The following is a 16,585-nucleotide window of genomic DNA, read 5'->3' as shown; positions in this document are numbered from 1 at the left end:
GCCTGCCGCAGATGGAAGCGCGCGTCCGCGCAGGCGAACGTGCGGTCGACACCGATTTCCCCGAAGAGGACAAGTTCGAGCGTCTGCCGAAGCGGCGCGCATCGCGCGGGCCGACCGCCTTCCTGACCGTGCAGGAAGGGTGCGACAAGTTCTGCGCCTTTTGCGTCGTTCCCTACACCCGCGGGGCGGAGGTCAGCCGCCCGGCCGACCGCGTGCTGGCGGAGGCGCGCGCGCTGGTGGAGGCGGGCGTGCGGGAAATCACGCTGCTGGGCCAGAACGTCAACGCCTATGCCGCCGGGGACTGGACGCTGGCAGGGCTGATCCGCGCGCTGGCAGAGGTCGATGGGCTGGACCGCATCCGCTACACCACCAGCCACCCCAACGAATTCACCCCGCGTCTGATCGAGGTGTATGGCAAAGTGCCCAAACTGGTCAGCCATCTGCATTTGCCGGTGCAGCACGGCAGCGATCGCATTTTGATGGCCATGAAGCGCGGCTACACCGCCATGGAATACAAGTCCATCGTGCGCAAGCTGCGCGCCGTGCGCCCCGGCATCAGCCTGAGCAGCGACTTCATCGTCGGCTTTCCCGGCGAAACCGAGCAGGATTTCGACAAGATGATGAAGCTGATCGACGATGTGGGTTTTGATGCGTCATTCAGCTTCATCTTCAGCCCCCGCCCCGGCACCCCGGCCGCCAACCTAGCCGACGACACCCCGCACCAGGTCAAGCTGAAACGCCTGCAACACCTGCAAGCCACCGTCGAGCAGAACGTGCGCGCCATTTCAGCCAGCCGCGTCGGCACCACCCAGCGCATCCTGGTCGAAGGCCCCTCGCGCAAAAATCCGCAAGAGTTGATGGGCCGCACCGAATGCAACCGCATCGTCAACTTTGACGGCGGGCCGAACGGGGCGCGGCTGGCTGGGCAAATGCTGGATGTGACGATCACGGAGGCGCTGCCGCATTCGCTCAGGGGGCGGGTTGCCATTGGGGGTTGATTTGAGCTGCCCTCCACTGCGGCCCACACGAATACCCAGACATCAAACGCCCCGCAACGACCGCCAACAAAACGGCCCAGGCCAGCCAACGCCAGTCTGGGCCACGCTGCAAGTGCTGAGGCACCTGCACGTAAAAAGTGCGCTTACTTGCTGGTGACCACGCGCACCATGTCCAGGCAGCGGTTGGAGTAGCCCCATTCGTTGTCGTACCAGCTCACCAGCTTGACGAAGGTGCCGTCCAGGGCGATGCCGGCCTCAGCGTCAAAGATGGAACTGTGCGCATCACCACGGAAGTCGGTGGCCACCACTTTCTCGTTGGTGTAGCCCAGAATGCCTTTGAGCTTGCCTTCGCTTTGCGCCTTCATCTCGGCGCAGATTTCCTCGTATTTGGCGGCTTTGTCCAGCTCTACCGTCAAATCAACCACCGACACGTCGGAGGTGGGCACGCGAAAGCTCATGCCTGTCAGCTTGCCTTTCAGATCAGGCAGCACCACGCCCACCGCCTTGGCCGCGCCGGTGCTGCTGGGAATGATGTTTTCCAGAATGCCGCGGCCACCGCGCCAGTCTTTGTTGCTGGGGCCGTCCACAGTTTTTTGCGTGGCGGTGGCGGCGTGCACCGTGGTCATCAGGCCGCGCTTGATGCCCCACTTGTCGTGCAGCACCTTGGCCACAGGTGCCAGGCAGTTGGTGGTGCAACTGGCGTTGCTGATGATGGGCTGGCCCGCGTATTGGGCGCAGTTGACGCCGTGCACGAACATCGGCGTGTCGTCCTTGCTGGGCGCGCTCATGATGACCTTTTGGGCACCGGCGTCGATGTGCTTTTGCGCCGTTTCTTTGGTCAAAAACAGGCCCGTGGATTCGATCACCACCTGCGCGCCCACCTCGCTCCACTTCAAGGCAGCGGGATCGCGCTCGGCCGTCAGGCGAATTTTCTTGCCGTTGACGACCAGGGTATTGCCCTCCACAGCCACGTCGCCTTTGAAGCGACCGTGCACGCTGTCGTACTTGAGCATGTAGGCCAGATAGTCCGGCTCCAGCAAGTCGTTGATGCCGACGACTTCGATGTCAGAAAAGTTTTGCACAGCAGCACGGAACACCATGCGTCCGATGCGGCCAAAGCCGTTGATACCGATTTTGATGGTCATGATTTCTCCTTCATATGAAATAGATTCAAACGGTTGATGAGGTCAGTGCCCGCAATTTATTTATCCAGGTGCGAAAGTGCCGACATTCACGCTCGATGACACTGAGCGTAATGCTCTCAGCCGCCAACGGACCATGCCGCGTTTTTTTGTACTTTGGAGTGAGCGTGCTTTCAAGACGCTTTGATGGCTTGGTTTCAAATCCATCGTTGATATGCTCGGGCGTGTCGTAACCGCCGCGAACCTTGGTGAGGTGATGCGCACAGACTGCCCAATCAGGCTCAATCCGGCAAAGCGCTTCGACATCTGAGAACAAAAGCCCTTCATACTCATGCGGCTGAATGTGCGCAATGAATCGCTCAGGGCGACAACCTGCGTGCGCCACCAATGCCTCATGCAAAGATTGATTAAGGCACTCCACCTTTGCATCTAACGTGCCTTTGGTCAGCGCATCGCCAAAACCTGGGAACCGAGTATCCAGCGCATACAAGTCCAAAAAAGTCGTTACGACATCCGTCTTCTGATTTTTGAGTGCGTTTACAGCATGAAACTTGAATCGATCAAAGCTGACTGCACCACCTTTCCCCGTTCTGGACGTGGGCAGGAGTTCAGGTTTGAGAAATATCTTCAAATGACGCAGCGCAGGCGCGACCAATTGTTTGACAAACCGTTCTTCAGTCTGCCCCTCAACGATCACTACGACGGCAACCATTCAGGGCCTCCCACCTAGTACGTTGCGCTTCCAAAGTTCTCCCATGGCGTAATCCTGAAGCCAGCCATCAAGCTCAGTTTGCTCAAACCGACGAAAAGTAGAGGCCCCGTCTTCCTGGTCGACCACTATCACATCTTCGGGTTGAAGCTCGTTGACCAACTCCACGGATTGCGATGACACAATTAATTGCCGCCTTTCTGCAACTTGCTTGAACATGTCAGCCAGCACCGAGATAGCGTAGGGGTGCAGGCCCAACTCGGGTTCGTCGATCAGCACGGTATCGGGCAGCAAGTCCAGAGGCTGTAGCAACAGTGTGGCCAAGCAGATGAAGCGCAGCGTGCCATCCGAGAGCATGTGGGCTTTGAACGGAGTGTCGGTATTGCCCACTTGTGTCCATTCCAGCTCAATGAACTCCGGCTTGCCCGGCCGATGGACAAAATCATCAAAAAACGGAGCCACTAGCCGAATGGTGCTGACGATACGCCCATATTCGGCCTCATGCTCTTGCCGCAGCATGCGCAAATAGGCGGCCAGATTGGCGGCGTCGGTTTTCAGGCGCAGCGTGTCGTTGACCAAGTGCCCTTGCTTGACTTTTGCTTTTTCGCTGGTGTCGTGAAAATGGTAGACGCGCCAGTTGTCGACTGATTTACGCACATAGGGCGAATATGGATCTGTGGCTACCTTGAGCTTGGACTCATCATGTCCTGTGCTTAATACAGCACTTGGAGTGGAGTCGTAATAGACCCCCAGAAACTTGCTGATCTCGCGTTCAAAAATCAAACGGTTGTCGTTGGTCGGAATCAAGTCAAAGGCGTAACCATTGTTGGCGAAATAAAATTCGGCATGCAGTCGGTCTGTTTTTCCGCGCCCAAAGTGCAAAAGCGCGTCCGGACCGCCTTGTGTTTGCACAAAGACACCCAAGTGCTGTTCATACATCTCATTGAGCAGGCGAAACAAACTGATGAAATTGCTTTTGCCCGCCCCATTGGCACCGATCAGCACGTTCAGGTTTTTAAGCTCAAAATTCTTCAGTTCACGGATCGACTTATATCCGGTCACCGTCAAAGAGCGAACCTGCGACATGGCTGCCTTTGTGTTTAGCGCACCCGCAATGCGGCCTGCACCGTCTCGGCCACGTTCTCCGGCGTGAAGCCAAAGAACTTGAACAGCTCGGGTGCCGGGGCCGATTCGCCGTAGCGGTCGATGCCGACCACGGCAGCACAGCCATATTTCCACCAGCCGTCGGTGACGCCCATCTCGACCGCCACGCGCGGCAGGCCGACGGGCAACACCTGCTGCTTGTACTTGGCGGCCTGGCGGTCAAACACGCTGGTGCTGGGCATGGAGACGACACGTACAGCTATCTTTCCATGCGCTAAAAGTTCTTGTGCCTTCAGCGCCATCTGCACTTCGGAGCCGGTAGCGATGATGACGGCCTGCGCTGGTTTTTTCAGGCCCAGGTCGCTTGGCTCGCTCAGCACATACGCGCCGCGGCTGATGTCGCCCAGATCGCGCTTAGGCAAATAGGGCAGGCCCTGGCGCGACAGGCACAGCGCCGTGGGGCGGTCTTTGCTTTGCAGCGCCACGGCCCAGGCGACGGCGGTTTCTGCCGTGTCGGCCGGGCGCCAGACGTCCAGGCCGGGGATCAGGCGCAGGCTGGCGATGTGCTCCACGCTTTGGTGCGTGGGGCCGTCTTCGCCCAAGCCGATCGAGTCGTGCGTGAACACGTGCACCACGCGCTGCTTCATGAGCGCCGCCATGCGGATGGCGTTGCGGCTGTAATCGCTGAAGGTCAGGAAGGTGCCGCCGTAGGGGATGTAGCCGCCGTGCAGGGCCACGCCGTTCATGATGGCGGCCATGCCGAACTCGCGCACGCCGTAGTTGATGTGGCGGCCGATGCGCGAAGTGCATCCTTCTGATGCGTGTCCGTCTTCGGTTTTGACCACCGCACCGTCGTCGTCCAGGCGCAGCGGCGGCGTGCTTTTGGTGTTGGTGAGGTTGGATCCGGTGAGATCGGCACTGCCGCCCAGCAGCTCGGGCAGGGCGGCGGTAAAAGCTTCCAGCGCGATCTGGCTGGCCTTGCGGCTGGCCACGGTTTGGCTTTCAGTGTGGGCGGCGACGGCTGCGTCCACCGCCACCTGAGCAAAGTTTCTGGGCAAGTCACCCGCCATGCGGCGTTTGAACTCCGCCGCCAGTGCCGGGTGGGCGACGGCGTAGGCGGCAAACAGTGCGTTCCACTTGTCTTCGGCCTTGGCACCAGCGGGGCGGGCGTCCCAACGGTCGTAAATGTCGGGCGGAATCACAAACGGCCCGTGCGGCCAGTCCAATGCCTGGCGCGTGAGCAAGATTTCTTCAGCCCCCAGCGGCTCGCCATGCGCCTTGGCGGTGTCTTGCCGGTGCGGGCTGCCTTTGCCGATGTGGGTGCGGCAGATGATCAGCGTGGGGCGGTCGGCGCTCAGTTTGGCCTCGGCAATGGCGCGGTCTACCGCGTTGGCGTCGTGGCCGTCGATGGGGCCAATCACGTTCCACTGGTACGCCTCAAAACGCTGGGCGGTGTTGTCCACAAACCAGGGAGCAACCTGGCCGTCGATACTGATGCCATTGTCGTCGTACAGGGCGATCAGTTTGTTCAACTTCCACGCGCCCGCCAGCGCACAGGCTTCGTGGCTGATGCCCTCCATCAGACAACCGTCGCCCATGAACACATAGGTGTGGTGATCGACGATGGCATGTCCCGGCTGGTTGAACTCGGCCGCCAACAGCTTTTCGGCCAGCGCCATGCCCACCGCATTGGTGATGCCCTGGCCCAGCGGGCCGGTGGTGGTTTCCACGCCCGGCGTCAGGCCCCATTCGGGGTGCCCAGCGGTTTTGCTGTGCAACTGGCGAAAGTTCTTCAGCTCTTGCAACGGCAGGTCGTAGCCCGACAAGTGCAGCAGCGCATAAATCAGCATCGACGCATGGCCGTTGCTGAGCACAAAGCGATCGCGGTTGGCCCATTGCGGGTTGGCCGGGTTGTGGCGCAGGTGGCCACCCCACAGCCCCAAGGCCATCTCGGCCATGCCCATGGGCGCACCGGGGTGCCCGGAATTGGCTTGTTGAACCGCGTCCATTGCAAGGACGCGAACGGCGTTGGCCATGGGTTTGATGTCGGACATGGGGCGCGTGCGGCGTTGGTGGGGGGAAACTGTGAATTCTATCGGCCTCCTTTGTCCTGCTGCTGAAAAATGGCCTCTGACGTACGCACACGCCGTCCAGGCCACCCTTAAACTCACCCGCACCATGCAAGGATTGCACCTGACTGCTGACCTGTACGGCTGCACTTGCAGCCCGCATTGGCTGACCCAGGCCGACGCGCTGGGTGCGGCCTGCGTACAAGCCGTGCGCGACGCGGGGTTAACGCCCGTGGGGCAACTGGTGCATGGCTTTGCCCCCAGCGCAGGCAGCCCCGCCGACAGCCCCGGCGGCGTCACCGCCACCGTGCTGCTGGCCGAAAGCCACCTGTGCGTGCACACCTGGCCCGAGCGCCACGCCGTCACGCTGGACGTGTACGTGTGCAACTTCAGCGCCGACCATTCACGCGCCGCCCAGCAGTTGATGGATGCGCTGCTGGCGCTGTTTCAGCCCACCCACACTGAACGCCATGCCTTGCAGCGCGGGGCGCTTGCCAAGGTACACCGCGCATGACCCACGCCGCCAATGCACCCGCTCCACGCGCATTGATATTGGCCGCCGGCCGCGGCGAACGCATGCGCCCGCTGACCGACCACACGCCCAAGCCCCTGCTGCCCGTGCGTGGCCAGCCGCTCATGCAATGGCCACTCTCTGCGCTGCTGCAAGGCGGCGTGCGCAGTGTGGTGGTCAACACCGCATGGCTGGGCGACAAAATTGAGCGCTATTTTGGCCCTCATCGTTTATCTGAATTGTGTCAAAAGCTACAAATTGAGGAGCAATTCAATCTGCGCTTTTCATCCGAAGGCCAAGATTTTGGCGGCGCGCTTGAAACCTTGGGTGGCATCGTCCGCGCCTTGCCGCTGTTGGCTGCGCAAGCGGATGACATCTTTTGGGTCGTCGCTGGCGACATCTTTGCGCCCGGCTTCAGCTTCAGCCCACAAGCCGTGCAGCGCTTTGCCGCCAGCGGCCTGCTGGCCCATTTGTGGCTGGTGCCCAATCCGCCGCACAACCTCCAAGGCGACTTCGCCATCGGCCCCGATGGTCTGGCGCTGAACGAAGCACCCGCAGGTGGTCAGCGCCAGACTTTCAGCACCTACGCCCTTTACCGCCACGCCCTGTTCGAGCCGCCCTGGTGCAGCATCCCCCCCGGCAACCCGCAAGGCGTGGCCGCCCCCTTGGCCCCTTTGCTGCGCCGTGCCATCTCAGCAGGCCAGGTCAGCGCCGAGCTTTACACCGGCGAATGGGCGGATGTAGGCACGCCCGAGCGGCTGGCAGCGCTGAACGGGTGACGTTCTGGGCTGCTTGAAAATTTGATCTGGCGCGGCTGGCGGGGATCGAACCCACGACCCTCGGCTTCGGAGGCCGATACTCTATCCACTGAGCTACAGCCGCGAAGCTGTGCCAACTAGGCTACTGGCATCAAGCAGGCCCGTTGTGTGCAGGGCCTGCATTATCCCTGATTGGTGATCCCTGTCCGACAGGATGGCCATGATGGCCTTTCTTGAAGTCGATACTGGGGCAGCTGGCAGGCGCGTCTGGCGAATCTTCTGCGCTCGACCCAACCGCATGTTGCGCGCCTCAGCGACGCGGAGAATAATTGGCCCGATCCAAAATTACCGTTCATCACTCGGCGTTTTGTGGATGTTTGTAACTTTATAGCTAGCAAATGATCACTTGCCAAGCTGTTCACGAAAATCAGCACGGCTTGTTATCATTCACCCCCTGAGTATTTTGCTGCAAGGCAAACCATGTTTGTGCTGGTGTCCGATCAAGGGTGCACTGGTACAACTATTGATTTATTTTCAATGAATACTGCGGCTTTAACCCTGTATGGGTTACCAAGGCTGCGCCAAGTGAGAACCAGAAATGAACCATCCCATCCCCGCTCCTCGCCGTGCCCGTGCAGTGCGCAAGACTTTGAGCGCCAGTACGTTGGCTTTGTGCGTGGCAGTTGCGCTGTCGGCCTGTGGCGAAAAGAAAGGCCAGGAACAGGCGGGTGAAGCACCACCACCTGAAGTGGGCGTGGTCACGGTGCAGCCCGGCACGGTGACGCTGTCCACCGAGTTGCCGGGGCGGCTGGAATCGGTGCGCACGGCGCAGGTGCGCGCGCGGGCGACGGGCATTTTGCTCAAGCGCGTGTTCACCGAAGGCTCTGACGTCAAGGAAAACCAGGTGCTGTACCGCATCGACCCCGCACCTTACGACGCGGCCTTGCAAAGCGCCAAAGCGCAATTGGCCCAGGCTGAAGCCGGGCTGGCGCAAAACAGGGCCACGGTCACGCGCTATCGCCCGTTGGTGGAAGTCAATGCGGTCAGCAAGCAAGACTTTGATGCCGCCGTGGCGGCCGAGAAGGCATCCGCAGGTCAGGTGGCTGCGGGCAAGGCCGCCGTGCGCACCGCATCCATTAATCTGGGCTACACCACAGTTACCGCGCCCATTTCGGGTCGCATTGGCCGCTCGATGGTGACCGAGGGCGCGCTGGTCAGCGCCACGGAGGCGACGCAACTGGCCGTCATCCAGCAAGTCAACCCTTTGTATATCAACCTCACGCAATCGGCCGCTGCCGTGTCTGAGTTGCGGCTGGCCCTGCAATCCGGCCAACTGGAGCGCGCAGGCTCGGGCGAGGCCGCCAAGGTGGAAGTGCTGTACGACGATGGACGGCCTTACGATCAACCAGGACGCTTGCTGTTTACCGACATCAGCGTCGATCCGGGCACCGGCCAGGTGAGCTTGCGCGCCGAAGTGCCCAACCCCAAAGGATTGCTGCTGCCAGGCATGTACGTGCGTGTGCGCTTGCAACAAGCCCAAGTGCAAAACGCGGTGTTGTTGCCGCAGCAAGCGGTCACGCGCGGCGGCCCGCAAGGCGACACCGTGCTGGTGGTGGGCGAAGGCAATGCGGTTGAGCAACGCGTGGTCAAGGTGGGCAACGCCCAGGGCACCAGTTGGGTCATCACGGATGGTCTGAAGGCTGACGAACAGGTGGTCGTAGACGGTGTGCAAAAGCTGGGCCGGGGCACCAAGGCCGTCAAGCCCGTGCCATGGTCGCCCAAAGGCAGCGACCCTCAGGCAGCGTCCGGCGCAGCCGCTGAAAGCCAGGCCGCCGCACCGGCACCCGCACAAGCCGCGTCAAACTGAGCTGAAGAAAGCCTAAGGCCATGTCCAACTTCTTCATCCACCGCCCCATTTTTGCCTGGGTCATCGCGATTTTCGTGATGATCGCGGGTGCCATATCCATCACGCAATTGCCGATATCGCAGTTTCCGTCGGTCGCGCCGCCCACCATCACGGTAACCACCACGTATCCGGGTGCCAGCGCCAAGACCATCGACGAGACCGTTATGTCCGTCATCGAGCGCGAGATGAACGGTGCCGAAGGCATGATGTACATGGAGTCGCGCTCGCCCGCTGCCGGCTTCGCACAGCTGACACTAACGTTCGAACAAGGCCGCGACCCCGATTTGGCCCAGGTGGACGTGCAAAACCGCCTGGCCCGCGCCAATCCGCGCCTGCCCGACATGGTGAAACGCACCGGCGTGGTGGTCGACAAGGCCGGTTCCAGTTTCCTACTGGTGGTGTCGTTTCAGTCCACGGGACAGACTACCCGCGAAGACGTGGCTGATTACGTCAATCGCAACATCGTGCCCGAACTCAAACGCGTGACCGGCGTTGGTAATGTGCAGCTGTTCGCCTCAGGTCGCGCCATGCGGATCTGGATCGACCCGGCCAAGCTGGAGGGCTTTGGCCTGACACCGGGCGATGTCAACAACGCCATCACGAGCCAGAGCATGCAGATTGCGGGCGGCAACTTGGGCGATGCACCCACTGTGCCCGGCCAGCCGATCACTGCCAACATCACGGTGCCCAGCGGCCAGTTGACCACGCCGGAAGAGTTTGCCGATATCGTGCTGCGCGCGCGCGCTGATGGGTCCACCGTTCGCGTCAAAGACATCGGGCGCGTAATGCTGGGCACCGAAGACTACAACTTTCTCTCGCGCCAGAATGGCCAACCCTCGGTAGCTGTAGGCATTCAGTTGACCTCGACGGGCAATGCCATGGCAGTGTCCAAAGACATCCGCGCTCTGATGGGTAATCTGGCGGGTTTTTTACCTGCCGGCGTGGAGTGGGACATCCCCTACGACACCTCGACCTTCGTGGCCATCTCGATCGAGAAGGTGGTGCACACGCTGGGCGAGGCGATGGTGCTGGTGTTCATCGTCATGTTCGTGTTTTTGCAGAACTGGCGCTACACGTTGATTCCGGCCATTGTGGTGCCGGTGGCGCTGCTGGGTACGTTTGCCATCATGCTGTCGGCGGGCATGTCGATCAACATCCTGGCCATGTTCGCCATGGTGCTGGTGATCGGCATCGTGGTGGACGACGCCATCGTGGTGGTGGAAAACGTCGAGCGCATTATGGGCGAAGAGCATCTGCCGCCACGCGAAGCCACCATCAAGGCTATGAGTCAGATCCAGGGTGCCGTGGTCGGCATCACCATCATCTTGATCTCGGTTTTCCTGCCGCTGTCGTTCTTCAGCGGCGCTACCGGCAACATCTACCGCCAGTTCTCCATCGTGATGGCAGTGTCAATCGCGTTTTCGGGCTTTTTTGCCCTGACGCTGACACCCGCGCTGTGCGCCACCTTGCTCAAACCTTTACCCGAAGGGCATGACCACAGCAAGAAAACCGGCCCCTTCGGCCCCTTCTTCAACTGGTTCAACCGCAGCTTCAATGGCGTGACCCACGTGTATGAAAAAGGCATGGTGCGCGTGGCGCGCCGTGCGTGGGTGGTATTCGGGGTTTATGTGGCCATCATTGCCTGCGTGTGGCTGATGTTTGCTCGGCTGCCCACCAGCTTTTTGCCCGTTGAAGACCAGGGCTATGTGATGGTGAACGTGCAATTACCTCCGGGGGCCACCCAGGAGCGCACGGTGAATGTGATGGAAGAAGTTGAAAACTACATGATGAAGCAGCCCGAGCTTCAATCCATCATCAGCATCATCGGCTTCAACTTCTCCGGTACCGGCCCCAACATGGCGCTGGCTTTCGGCACACTGAAGGACTGGGAGGAACGCCCAAATGAAGACCAATCCGCCACTACGTTTGCAGGGCGTGCGACGGGCGCGCTCAGCACCATCCGCGACGCCTTCATCATCGTTATCACGCCGCCGGCCATTCCTGAGCTGGGCACGGGCAACGGCTTCTCGTTCCGCCTGCTCGATCGCAGCGGTCTGGGTCACGACGCCCTGCTGGCAGCGCGCAACCAGATGCTGGGCGAAGCAGCGCAAAGCGCCATGATGGTGGCCGTGCGCCCCGAAGGCGTTGAAGATGCGCCGCAGTGGGAGGTGACGATCGACCGCGATGCGGCCTATGCGCAAGGCGTGAGCGTAGCGTCCATCAACACCGTGTTGAGCACGGCGCTGGGTTCCGCCTACGTGGTGGACTATCCCAACTTGGGTTATATGAGCCGCGTGACGGTGCAGGCCGAAGCGGGCAGCCGCATGTCGCCCACGGATGTGTTGACGCTCAAGGTGCCCAATGGAGAAGGTCAGCTCGTGCCGCTGTCGACCATGGTCAGTGCCAAGTGGGTCACCGGCCCCATGCAGTTGACGCGCTACCAGGGCTATCCGTCGATGAACATCACGGGCGAACCCGCGTCTGGGTACTCTTCAGGCGATGCGATGGCCGAAATGGAGCGCATCGCAGGCAACCTGCCCGCAGGCTTTGGTTATGAATGGACCAGCATCTCGCTCGATGAGAAAAAGGCCGGTGGACAGGCGGGCATTTTGTACGCCTTCTCCATCCTGGCCGTGTTCTTGTGTCTGGCGGCGCTGTATGAAAGCTGGAGCATCCCGCTGTCGGTGGTGCTGGTGGTGCCGCTGGGCGTGCTGGGCACGCTGCTGGGGGTAACCATGCGCTTCATGCCCAATGACGTGTACTTCCAGATCGGACTGATCACGGTGATTGGCTTATCGGCCAAGAACGCCATCCTGATCGTCGAATTTGCCAAAGACCTGCAAGCCGAGGGCATGAGCGTGGTGCAGTCGGCCCTGCATGCGGCCAAGCTGCGTTTTCGTCCGATCTTGATGACCTCGTTCGCCTTCATCCTGGGTGTGGTCCCGCTGTACCTGTCTTCAGGTGCCAACGCCGCCAGCCAGCGCGCCATCGGCACGGGCGTGCTGTGGGGCATGCTGGTGGGCACGACGCTGGCCGTGTTCATGGTGCCCATCTTCTTCCTGGTGGTGCGCTCCATCTTCCGCAGCGACCAATCACGCCGGGCGGACAAGGCGCTGGAAGTGTCTGAAGAAGAACATAAAAACGATACCGGCCCCAAGGAGGTCCAGATTCCATGACACCGCACATCAAACCCCTTCCCGGTTCGCGCTCTTTGATCAGCGCTGCCGCCATGGCCGCGCTGATTGGGCTGGCAGGCTGCTCTTTGACGCCAAAGTACGAACGGCCCGAAGCTCCCGTGACTCCCACATGGCCCGCCAACGCCCAGGTCAACGAGCCTGCATCCGCCGTGCCCGCCGCAGATTTACCTTGGCAGCAGTTTGTGCAAGACAAAGACTTGCGCGAGCTGATTGACCTGGGGCTGACCTCCAACCGCGATCTGCGTGTGGCCATTGCCAATATCGAGCAGGCACGGGCGGCTTACCGCATCCGGCGCGCGGATCAGTTCCCGGCGTTAGGGCTATCAGCTTCCGGCAGCCGTTCAGCACCCAATGCGTACGAAGTGTTGGGCGCGGGCAGCGTGGCCTCGCAATACACGGTCGAAATCGGCGTATCGGCCTGGGAGCTGGATTTCTTTGGTCGCGTGGCGGCACTCAAAGATGCTGCACTGGCCAGTTACCTGGCCACCGAAGAGGCGCGCAAATCCACCCAGATCGCATTGGTGGCCGCCATCAGCAATGCCTGGTTGCAGCTCAAGACCGATACTGCCTTGCAAGCTTTGGCCGAACGCACTCTGGTCACGCGCGAGCAGTCGTTGGCCCTGACCAAGCTGCGCTTTGACAACGGCACCAGCTCGGCACTGGACATGCGCCAGGCCGAATCGCTGACAGCCAATGCCCGCGCCACGCGGGCGCAGCAAGTGCGCCTGCACGCACAAGACATCAACCTGTTGACCTTGCTGGTAGGCCAGCCCCTGCCTGAGCGCGTTATTCCGCTCGTGCCGCCAACCCCCAAGGCGGACATGCAGCGCAACCTGGCCCAGCCTGCACCGTCGGTGGCACCGCCAGCGCCCTTGCCCGGTTTTGCCGCATTGCCCGCCGGGCTGCCGTCCGACTTGCTGCTGCGCAGGCCCGACATCCGGGCGGCCGAACAACAGCTCATCAGCGCCAATGCCAACATTGGCGCAGCGCGGGCCAACTTTTTCCCACGCATCACCCTCACTGCGGGACTGGGCCGCGTGAGTGGCGATCTGGATGGGCTGTTTGGCTCTGGTGGGCAACGGGCCTGGTCGTTCGGCCCCAGCCTGACGCTGCCGATTTTTGACTGGGACCGTAACCAGTCCACACTGGACAGCGCACAAGCGGCGCGCGATATCGCCGTGGCCCAGTATGAACAAGCCATCCAGACCGCCTTCCGCGAAGTGGCCGACGCGCTGGCAGGACGCGCCACGCTGGGCGAACAACTGGCCGCACTGCAAGATCAGGTGGCGGCCGAACAAGACCGCTATCGTCTGGCCGACTTGCGCTACCGCAACGGCGTGGCCAACTACCTTGACTTGCTGGACGCCGAGCGTTCGCTGTTTGCCGTTGAGCAAACCTTGGCCCAAGTGCGGCTGGCTCAACGCGCCAACGAGGTCGAGTTGTACAAGGCCCTCGGGGGCGGGTGGACAGAACCGCCTGCATCCAAAGCGGTTGCCGCCAGCCCCAACCCGCCTACGGTACGCCAATAAACGCCGCCTGGTTTGCGGCGAACTGGCATGTTTGGCACATAGGCCAGACTTGGGCAGGGCGGCGCTACCCGCCTATAATGAAACGTTTATTGACACAGCCCCATCACGGGCTGTGCGTTCAACAAATCCGCACGATTTGATTCATTACCACCGACTCGATTCCCAGCAGAGGACGCCATGAGCGACACCACCCACGAACAAGCACATACCGGGCCGATCAAAACGCCAAAACAACTGTTCTGGGCCAGCTTTGCGGCTTTCGTGGTACCGGTTTTCATCATCATTGGGCTGGTTTATTTTGTGGCATCGTCCAACAAGACAGCCCCCGGTGCCTACGATGCCCAGCGCGACGTGGCCTTGCGGTTGCAAAAAGTGGGCACCATCGAAATCCGTGACGCCAACCGTCCCCTGCAATCAGGCGAGCAGGTTTACACCGCGCAATGCGCTGCGTGCCATGCCACAGGCGTGTCAGGGGCACCCAAGTTCCAGGACGCTGCCGAATGGGGCCCCCGACTGGGCCAAGGCTACGAAGCACTGCTAACCTCAGCGCTCAAAGGCAAAGGGGCCATGGCGCCTCAAGGCGGCGGCAACTTCTCTGACCTGGAAATTGGCCGCGCCGTCGTTTACATGGCCAATGCTGGCGGTGGCAAGCTGGCTGAGCCTGAAGCTCCAGCTTCCGATGCGGCGGCCAGTGGCGACGCCGCCCCTGCCGACGCTGCCCCGGCCGATACGACAACGCCAGTCGAGACCGCCAGCCCTGCTGCACCCGCCGAAGCTGCGGCGCCTGCGACACCGCCTGCGACACCGGCACCCACCGAAGCCGCAGCAGCAACCACCGCCGAAACGGCTGCACCCGCAACTGCCGTGGCTGCTGCTACACCTGCTGCGGCAGAAACCAATGGCGGCGGCGCTGCCTCAGGTGCCGCAGGCAAGGCGCTGTACGAAAAATCCTGCATGCTGTGCCACGGCTCGGGTGTGGCCGGTGCCCCAAAACTGGGTGACAAAGCTGCCTGGGATCCGCGCATTGCTGCCGGTATGGACGAGATGCTGAAAATTGCCATCAACGGCAAAGGAGCCATGCCCCCGCGTGGTGCCTCCACCGCCAGCGACGACGAGCTGAAAGCAGCCGTTCAGTACATGGTGGATGCGGTGAAATAAGCGGGCACGCAAGCACAGCGCCCAGCTGCCCGCTCATCCTAAAGCCGACCAGCAGGTCGGTTTTTTTCTTGCCGTCGCAGGACATGGACAAGATGACGCTCTGCGAAAGCGCTCAGTCGGCAGCAGAAGATGCCGACCCTTGTGTCTGAGGACTGACTACAAAAGCAAAGCGCTGGGCCAAGTGGGCCGAACGCACTTCGCGGGGCTGCCAGCGGCCTTGCTCCACTTCATGGGCGGCCAAGGTCATGTCCTGGGTATGCACCAGCCCCAACCCGAGTTCAGTCGCCAGAAAGAGACGCCCTTGTTCATCCAGCAGCACGTCCCGCACATCGTTGATGGGGACACCCGTGTGCGCCGTCACCCGTCCGTCTGAAGCCATGCGCCAGATCCAAGGGGTCACCTCCAGTTCCACAAACACCCGCTGCGGGCCGTTCTGGAAGTACCACCGTCCGTGCGTATCCACGCCGTAGTTGCGGTGAATAAAGTCAATCAGCTTGCGGTGCTCCAGCAATGCGCCTTTGGCACCGGGCACACCGCTGTCAAAACGGCCCAGCGCCTGGGTCTGGGTATCTCGCAGATACCAGTTGCCCCGCGCGCCCAGACCCAGCCAGCCGTAGCAATGCGGCACGTTGGGCCATTTGGCCATGGCTTGTTTGACGATGTCGTCCATGTGCCCATTATGGTTCTGGATGCATGCCGCGCCCCGCGTCAAACCATCGCGCCAGCACCCAGCACGGTCAATGCAGCGGTTGCGATGGTGGGGCCGACTCCGCCACTTCGCTGCGGCTGGCGCTGGCGTGGCGCGCCACCAGCCGCCAGCCCAACGCGGTTTTGAGGTAGACGTTGGTCGACACGACCCAGGCGTGCTGAACGCCCTCGGCGGTGACCATGTCAATGCGCTCCAGCACGCTGTGCACGGCAGCGCCTAGGCTGTCGATACGGCGCAGTCGCTCGGGGTACGCCCGCACCACGCCATGGGCCAGCATTTCTTCAAAAGACGTGCGAATGGCCAGTGCGCCCACCAGACGCGGGCCACCTGGGTGCACGCACACAATGTCTTCCTCGTCGGCCCAGCAGGCCATGATCTGGTCGACCTGGCCGGATTGCAGCGCCTCGTAAAACGCGGACTCTACTTCATCGGCAGAGCCGCCAAAGTGTACGACGCGGTAACGTGCTTTGGACATAGGCGAAGTGGAATTTGGCTGTGCAGGGTTGTCTGAAAGCGGCGTCAACTAGACTATTGTGCCGCGCAACCCAAGCGTATTTACACCAAAACCCCGGTCAGCGTGCGGATTGTCAAACCATAGCGGTCTCACGAAAGTCCACTTGCATAGGTCATGCAGCCGCTGAACCTGCGAAAATCGCTCACTGTCGATCAGCCGGCGGGCTACGATCGCCCCCCAGCACGCTGCCTGCGCCTGCAATCAACGGACAGAACGAGGGGATGGCAAGTGGCCGCTGAACTGAAGCAAGCGTGTCATGGTTGGACACACGCATTCGCACC

The 16,585-nt window shown here is 61.4% G+C and carries 13 protein-coding genes and 1 tRNA gene; 7 read left to right on the top strand and 7 right to left on the bottom strand.

Annotated features, from left to right (window positions below; genetic code table 11):
* On the top strand, positions 1–998 hold a 998-nt coding region (miaB, locus tag ACK5NW_RS14545; protein WP_416929313.1), incomplete at its 5' end, for a tRNA (N6-isopentenyl adenosine(37)-C2)-methylthiotransferase MiaB.
* Positions 999–1,141: 143 nt separating this feature from the next.
* Here the strand turns inward: miaB and gap are convergent.
* The 4 genes from gap to tkt are packed head-to-tail and all read right to left on the bottom strand — an operon-like array spanning position 1,142 to position 6,007.
* Entirely contained in the window at positions 1,142–2,143 is a 1,002-nt protein-coding gene (gene gap / locus ACK5NW_RS14540; protein WP_416929311.1) for a type I glyceraldehyde-3-phosphate dehydrogenase, read from the bottom strand.
* 25 nt (positions 2,144–2,168) lie between these two features.
* Entirely contained in the window at positions 2,169–2,852 is a 684-nt protein-coding gene (locus tag ACK5NW_RS14535; RefSeq protein WP_416929309.1) for a DUF4276 family protein, read from the bottom strand.
* Positions 2,853–3,935: an AAA family ATPase gene (locus tag ACK5NW_RS14530; RefSeq protein ID WP_416929307.1), complete on the bottom strand. Its 1,083-nt coding sequence runs from the start codon at positions 3,933–3,935 to the stop codon at positions 2,853–2,855. It abuts the gene before it with no gap.
* 14 nt (positions 3,936–3,949) lie between these two features.
* Entirely contained in the window at positions 3,950–6,007 is a 2,058-nt protein-coding gene (gene tkt, locus ACK5NW_RS14525) for a transketolase (protein WP_416929305.1), read from the bottom strand.
* Between the two features lie 124 nt (positions 6,008–6,131).
* On the opposite strand from tkt, the gene ACK5NW_RS14520 reads away from it, so the two are divergent.
* On the top strand, positions 6,132–6,536 hold the full coding sequence (locus ACK5NW_RS14520; RefSeq protein ID WP_416929303.1) for an S-adenosylmethionine decarboxylase family protein: 405 nt from the start codon (positions 6,132–6,134) through the stop codon (positions 6,534–6,536).
* The gene (locus ACK5NW_RS14515) at positions 6,533–7,312 is read left to right on the top strand and encodes a nucleotidyltransferase family protein (RefSeq protein ID WP_416929301.1); all 780 of its coding nucleotides are present in this window, start codon (positions 6,533–6,535) and stop codon (positions 7,310–7,312) included. The genes ACK5NW_RS14520 and ACK5NW_RS14515 overlap by 4 nt, the downstream gene beginning before the upstream one ends.
* A gap of 27 nt (positions 7,313–7,339) precedes the next feature.
* On the opposite strand, the gene ACK5NW_RS14510 is transcribed toward ACK5NW_RS14515, so the two are convergent.
* A tRNA-Arg gene (locus ACK5NW_RS14510) sits at positions 7,340–7,415 on the bottom strand.
* 474 nt (positions 7,416–7,889) lie between these two features.
* Here ACK5NW_RS14510 and ACK5NW_RS14505 point away from each other — a divergent pair.
* The 4 genes from ACK5NW_RS14505 (at position 7,890) to ACK5NW_RS14490 (ending at position 15,081) form a co-directional block, all read left to right on the top strand.
* Positions 7,890–9,158, top strand: a complete 1,269-nt coding sequence (locus ACK5NW_RS14505; RefSeq protein ID WP_416929298.1) for an efflux RND transporter periplasmic adaptor subunit — start codon at positions 7,890–7,892, stop codon at positions 9,156–9,158.
* Positions 9,159–9,178: 20 nt separating this feature from the next.
* The gene (locus tag ACK5NW_RS14500; RefSeq protein WP_416929296.1) at positions 9,179–12,373 is read left to right on the top strand and encodes an efflux RND transporter permease subunit; all 3,195 of its coding nucleotides are present in this window, start codon (positions 9,179–9,181) and stop codon (positions 12,371–12,373) included.
* Positions 12,370–13,923 carry an efflux transporter outer membrane subunit gene (locus ACK5NW_RS14495; RefSeq protein ID WP_416929294.1) on the top strand — a complete coding sequence of 518 codons (1,554 nt, stop codon included), beginning with the start codon at positions 12,370–12,372 and terminating at the stop codon, positions 13,921–13,923. Before ACK5NW_RS14500 ends, ACK5NW_RS14495 begins: the two co-directional genes overlap by 4 nt.
* Before the next feature lie 177 nt (positions 13,924–14,100).
* On the top strand, positions 14,101–15,081 hold the full coding sequence (locus tag ACK5NW_RS14490; protein ID WP_416929292.1) for a c-type cytochrome: 981 nt from the start codon (positions 14,101–14,103) through the stop codon (positions 15,079–15,081).
* Positions 15,082–15,193: 112 nt separating this feature from the next.
* Here the strand turns inward: ACK5NW_RS14490 and ACK5NW_RS14485 are convergent, their stop codons facing one another.
* Positions 15,194–15,751 carry a DUF2946 family protein gene (locus ACK5NW_RS14485; RefSeq protein ID WP_416929290.1) on the bottom strand — a complete coding sequence of 186 codons (558 nt, stop codon included), beginning with the start codon at positions 15,749–15,751 and terminating at the stop codon, positions 15,194–15,196.
* A 67-nt stretch (positions 15,752–15,818) separates the two neighbouring features.
* The gene (locus ACK5NW_RS14480; RefSeq protein WP_416929288.1) at positions 15,819–16,265 is read right to left on the bottom strand and encodes a YybH family protein; all 447 of its coding nucleotides are present in this window, start codon (positions 16,263–16,265) and stop codon (positions 15,819–15,821) included.
* Positions 16,266–16,585 lie beyond the last annotated feature (320 nt).

This window comes from Ottowia sp. (genome assembly GCF_047975795.1).
Lineage (GTDB): Bacteria > Pseudomonadota > Gammaproteobacteria > Burkholderiales > Burkholderiaceae_C > Ottowia.
This window is presented reverse-complemented; position numbering and strand designations above follow the sequence as displayed.

What these genes read in the sequence shown, in the direction of transcription:
- ACK5NW_RS14490 (WP_416929292.1), top strand. Translation starts at nt 14,101, where the DNA reads ATGAGCGACACCACCCACGAACAAGCACATACCGGGCCGATCAAAACG.
- ACK5NW_RS14530 (WP_416929307.1), bottom strand. Translation starts at nt 3,935, where the DNA reads ATGTCGCAGGTTCGCTCTTTGACGGTGACCGGATATAAGTCGATCCGT.
- ACK5NW_RS14505 (WP_416929298.1), top strand. Translation starts at nt 7,890, where the DNA reads ATGAACCATCCCATCCCCGCTCCTCGCCGTGCCCGTGCAGTGCGCAAG.
- ACK5NW_RS14485 (WP_416929290.1), bottom strand. Translation starts at nt 15,751, where the DNA reads ATGGACGACATCGTCAAACAAGCCATGGCCAAATGGCCCAACGTGCCG.
- ACK5NW_RS14480 (WP_416929288.1), bottom strand. Translation starts at nt 16,265, where the DNA reads ATGTCCAAAGCACGTTACCGCGTCGTACACTTTGGCGGCTCTGCCGAT.
- gap (WP_416929311.1), bottom strand. Translation starts at nt 2,143, where the DNA reads ATGACCATCAAAATCGGTATCAACGGCTTTGGCCGCATCGGACGCATG.
- ACK5NW_RS14495 (WP_416929294.1), top strand. Translation starts at nt 12,370, where the DNA reads ATGACACCGCACATCAAACCCCTTCCCGGTTCGCGCTCTTTGATCAGC.
- ACK5NW_RS14515 (WP_416929301.1), top strand. Translation starts at nt 6,533, where the DNA reads ATGACCCACGCCGCCAATGCACCCGCTCCACGCGCATTGATATTGGCC.
- ACK5NW_RS14500 (WP_416929296.1), top strand. Translation starts at nt 9,179, where the DNA reads ATGTCCAACTTCTTCATCCACCGCCCCATTTTTGCCTGGGTCATCGCG.
- ACK5NW_RS14520 (WP_416929303.1), top strand. Translation starts at nt 6,132, where the DNA reads ATGCAAGGATTGCACCTGACTGCTGACCTGTACGGCTGCACTTGCAGC.
- ACK5NW_RS14535 (WP_416929309.1), bottom strand. Translation starts at nt 2,852, where the DNA reads ATGGTTGCCGTCGTAGTGATCGTTGAGGGGCAGACTGAAGAACGGTTT.
- tkt (WP_416929305.1), bottom strand. Translation starts at nt 6,007, where the DNA reads ATGTCCGACATCAAACCCATGGCCAACGCCGTTCGCGTCCTTGCAATG.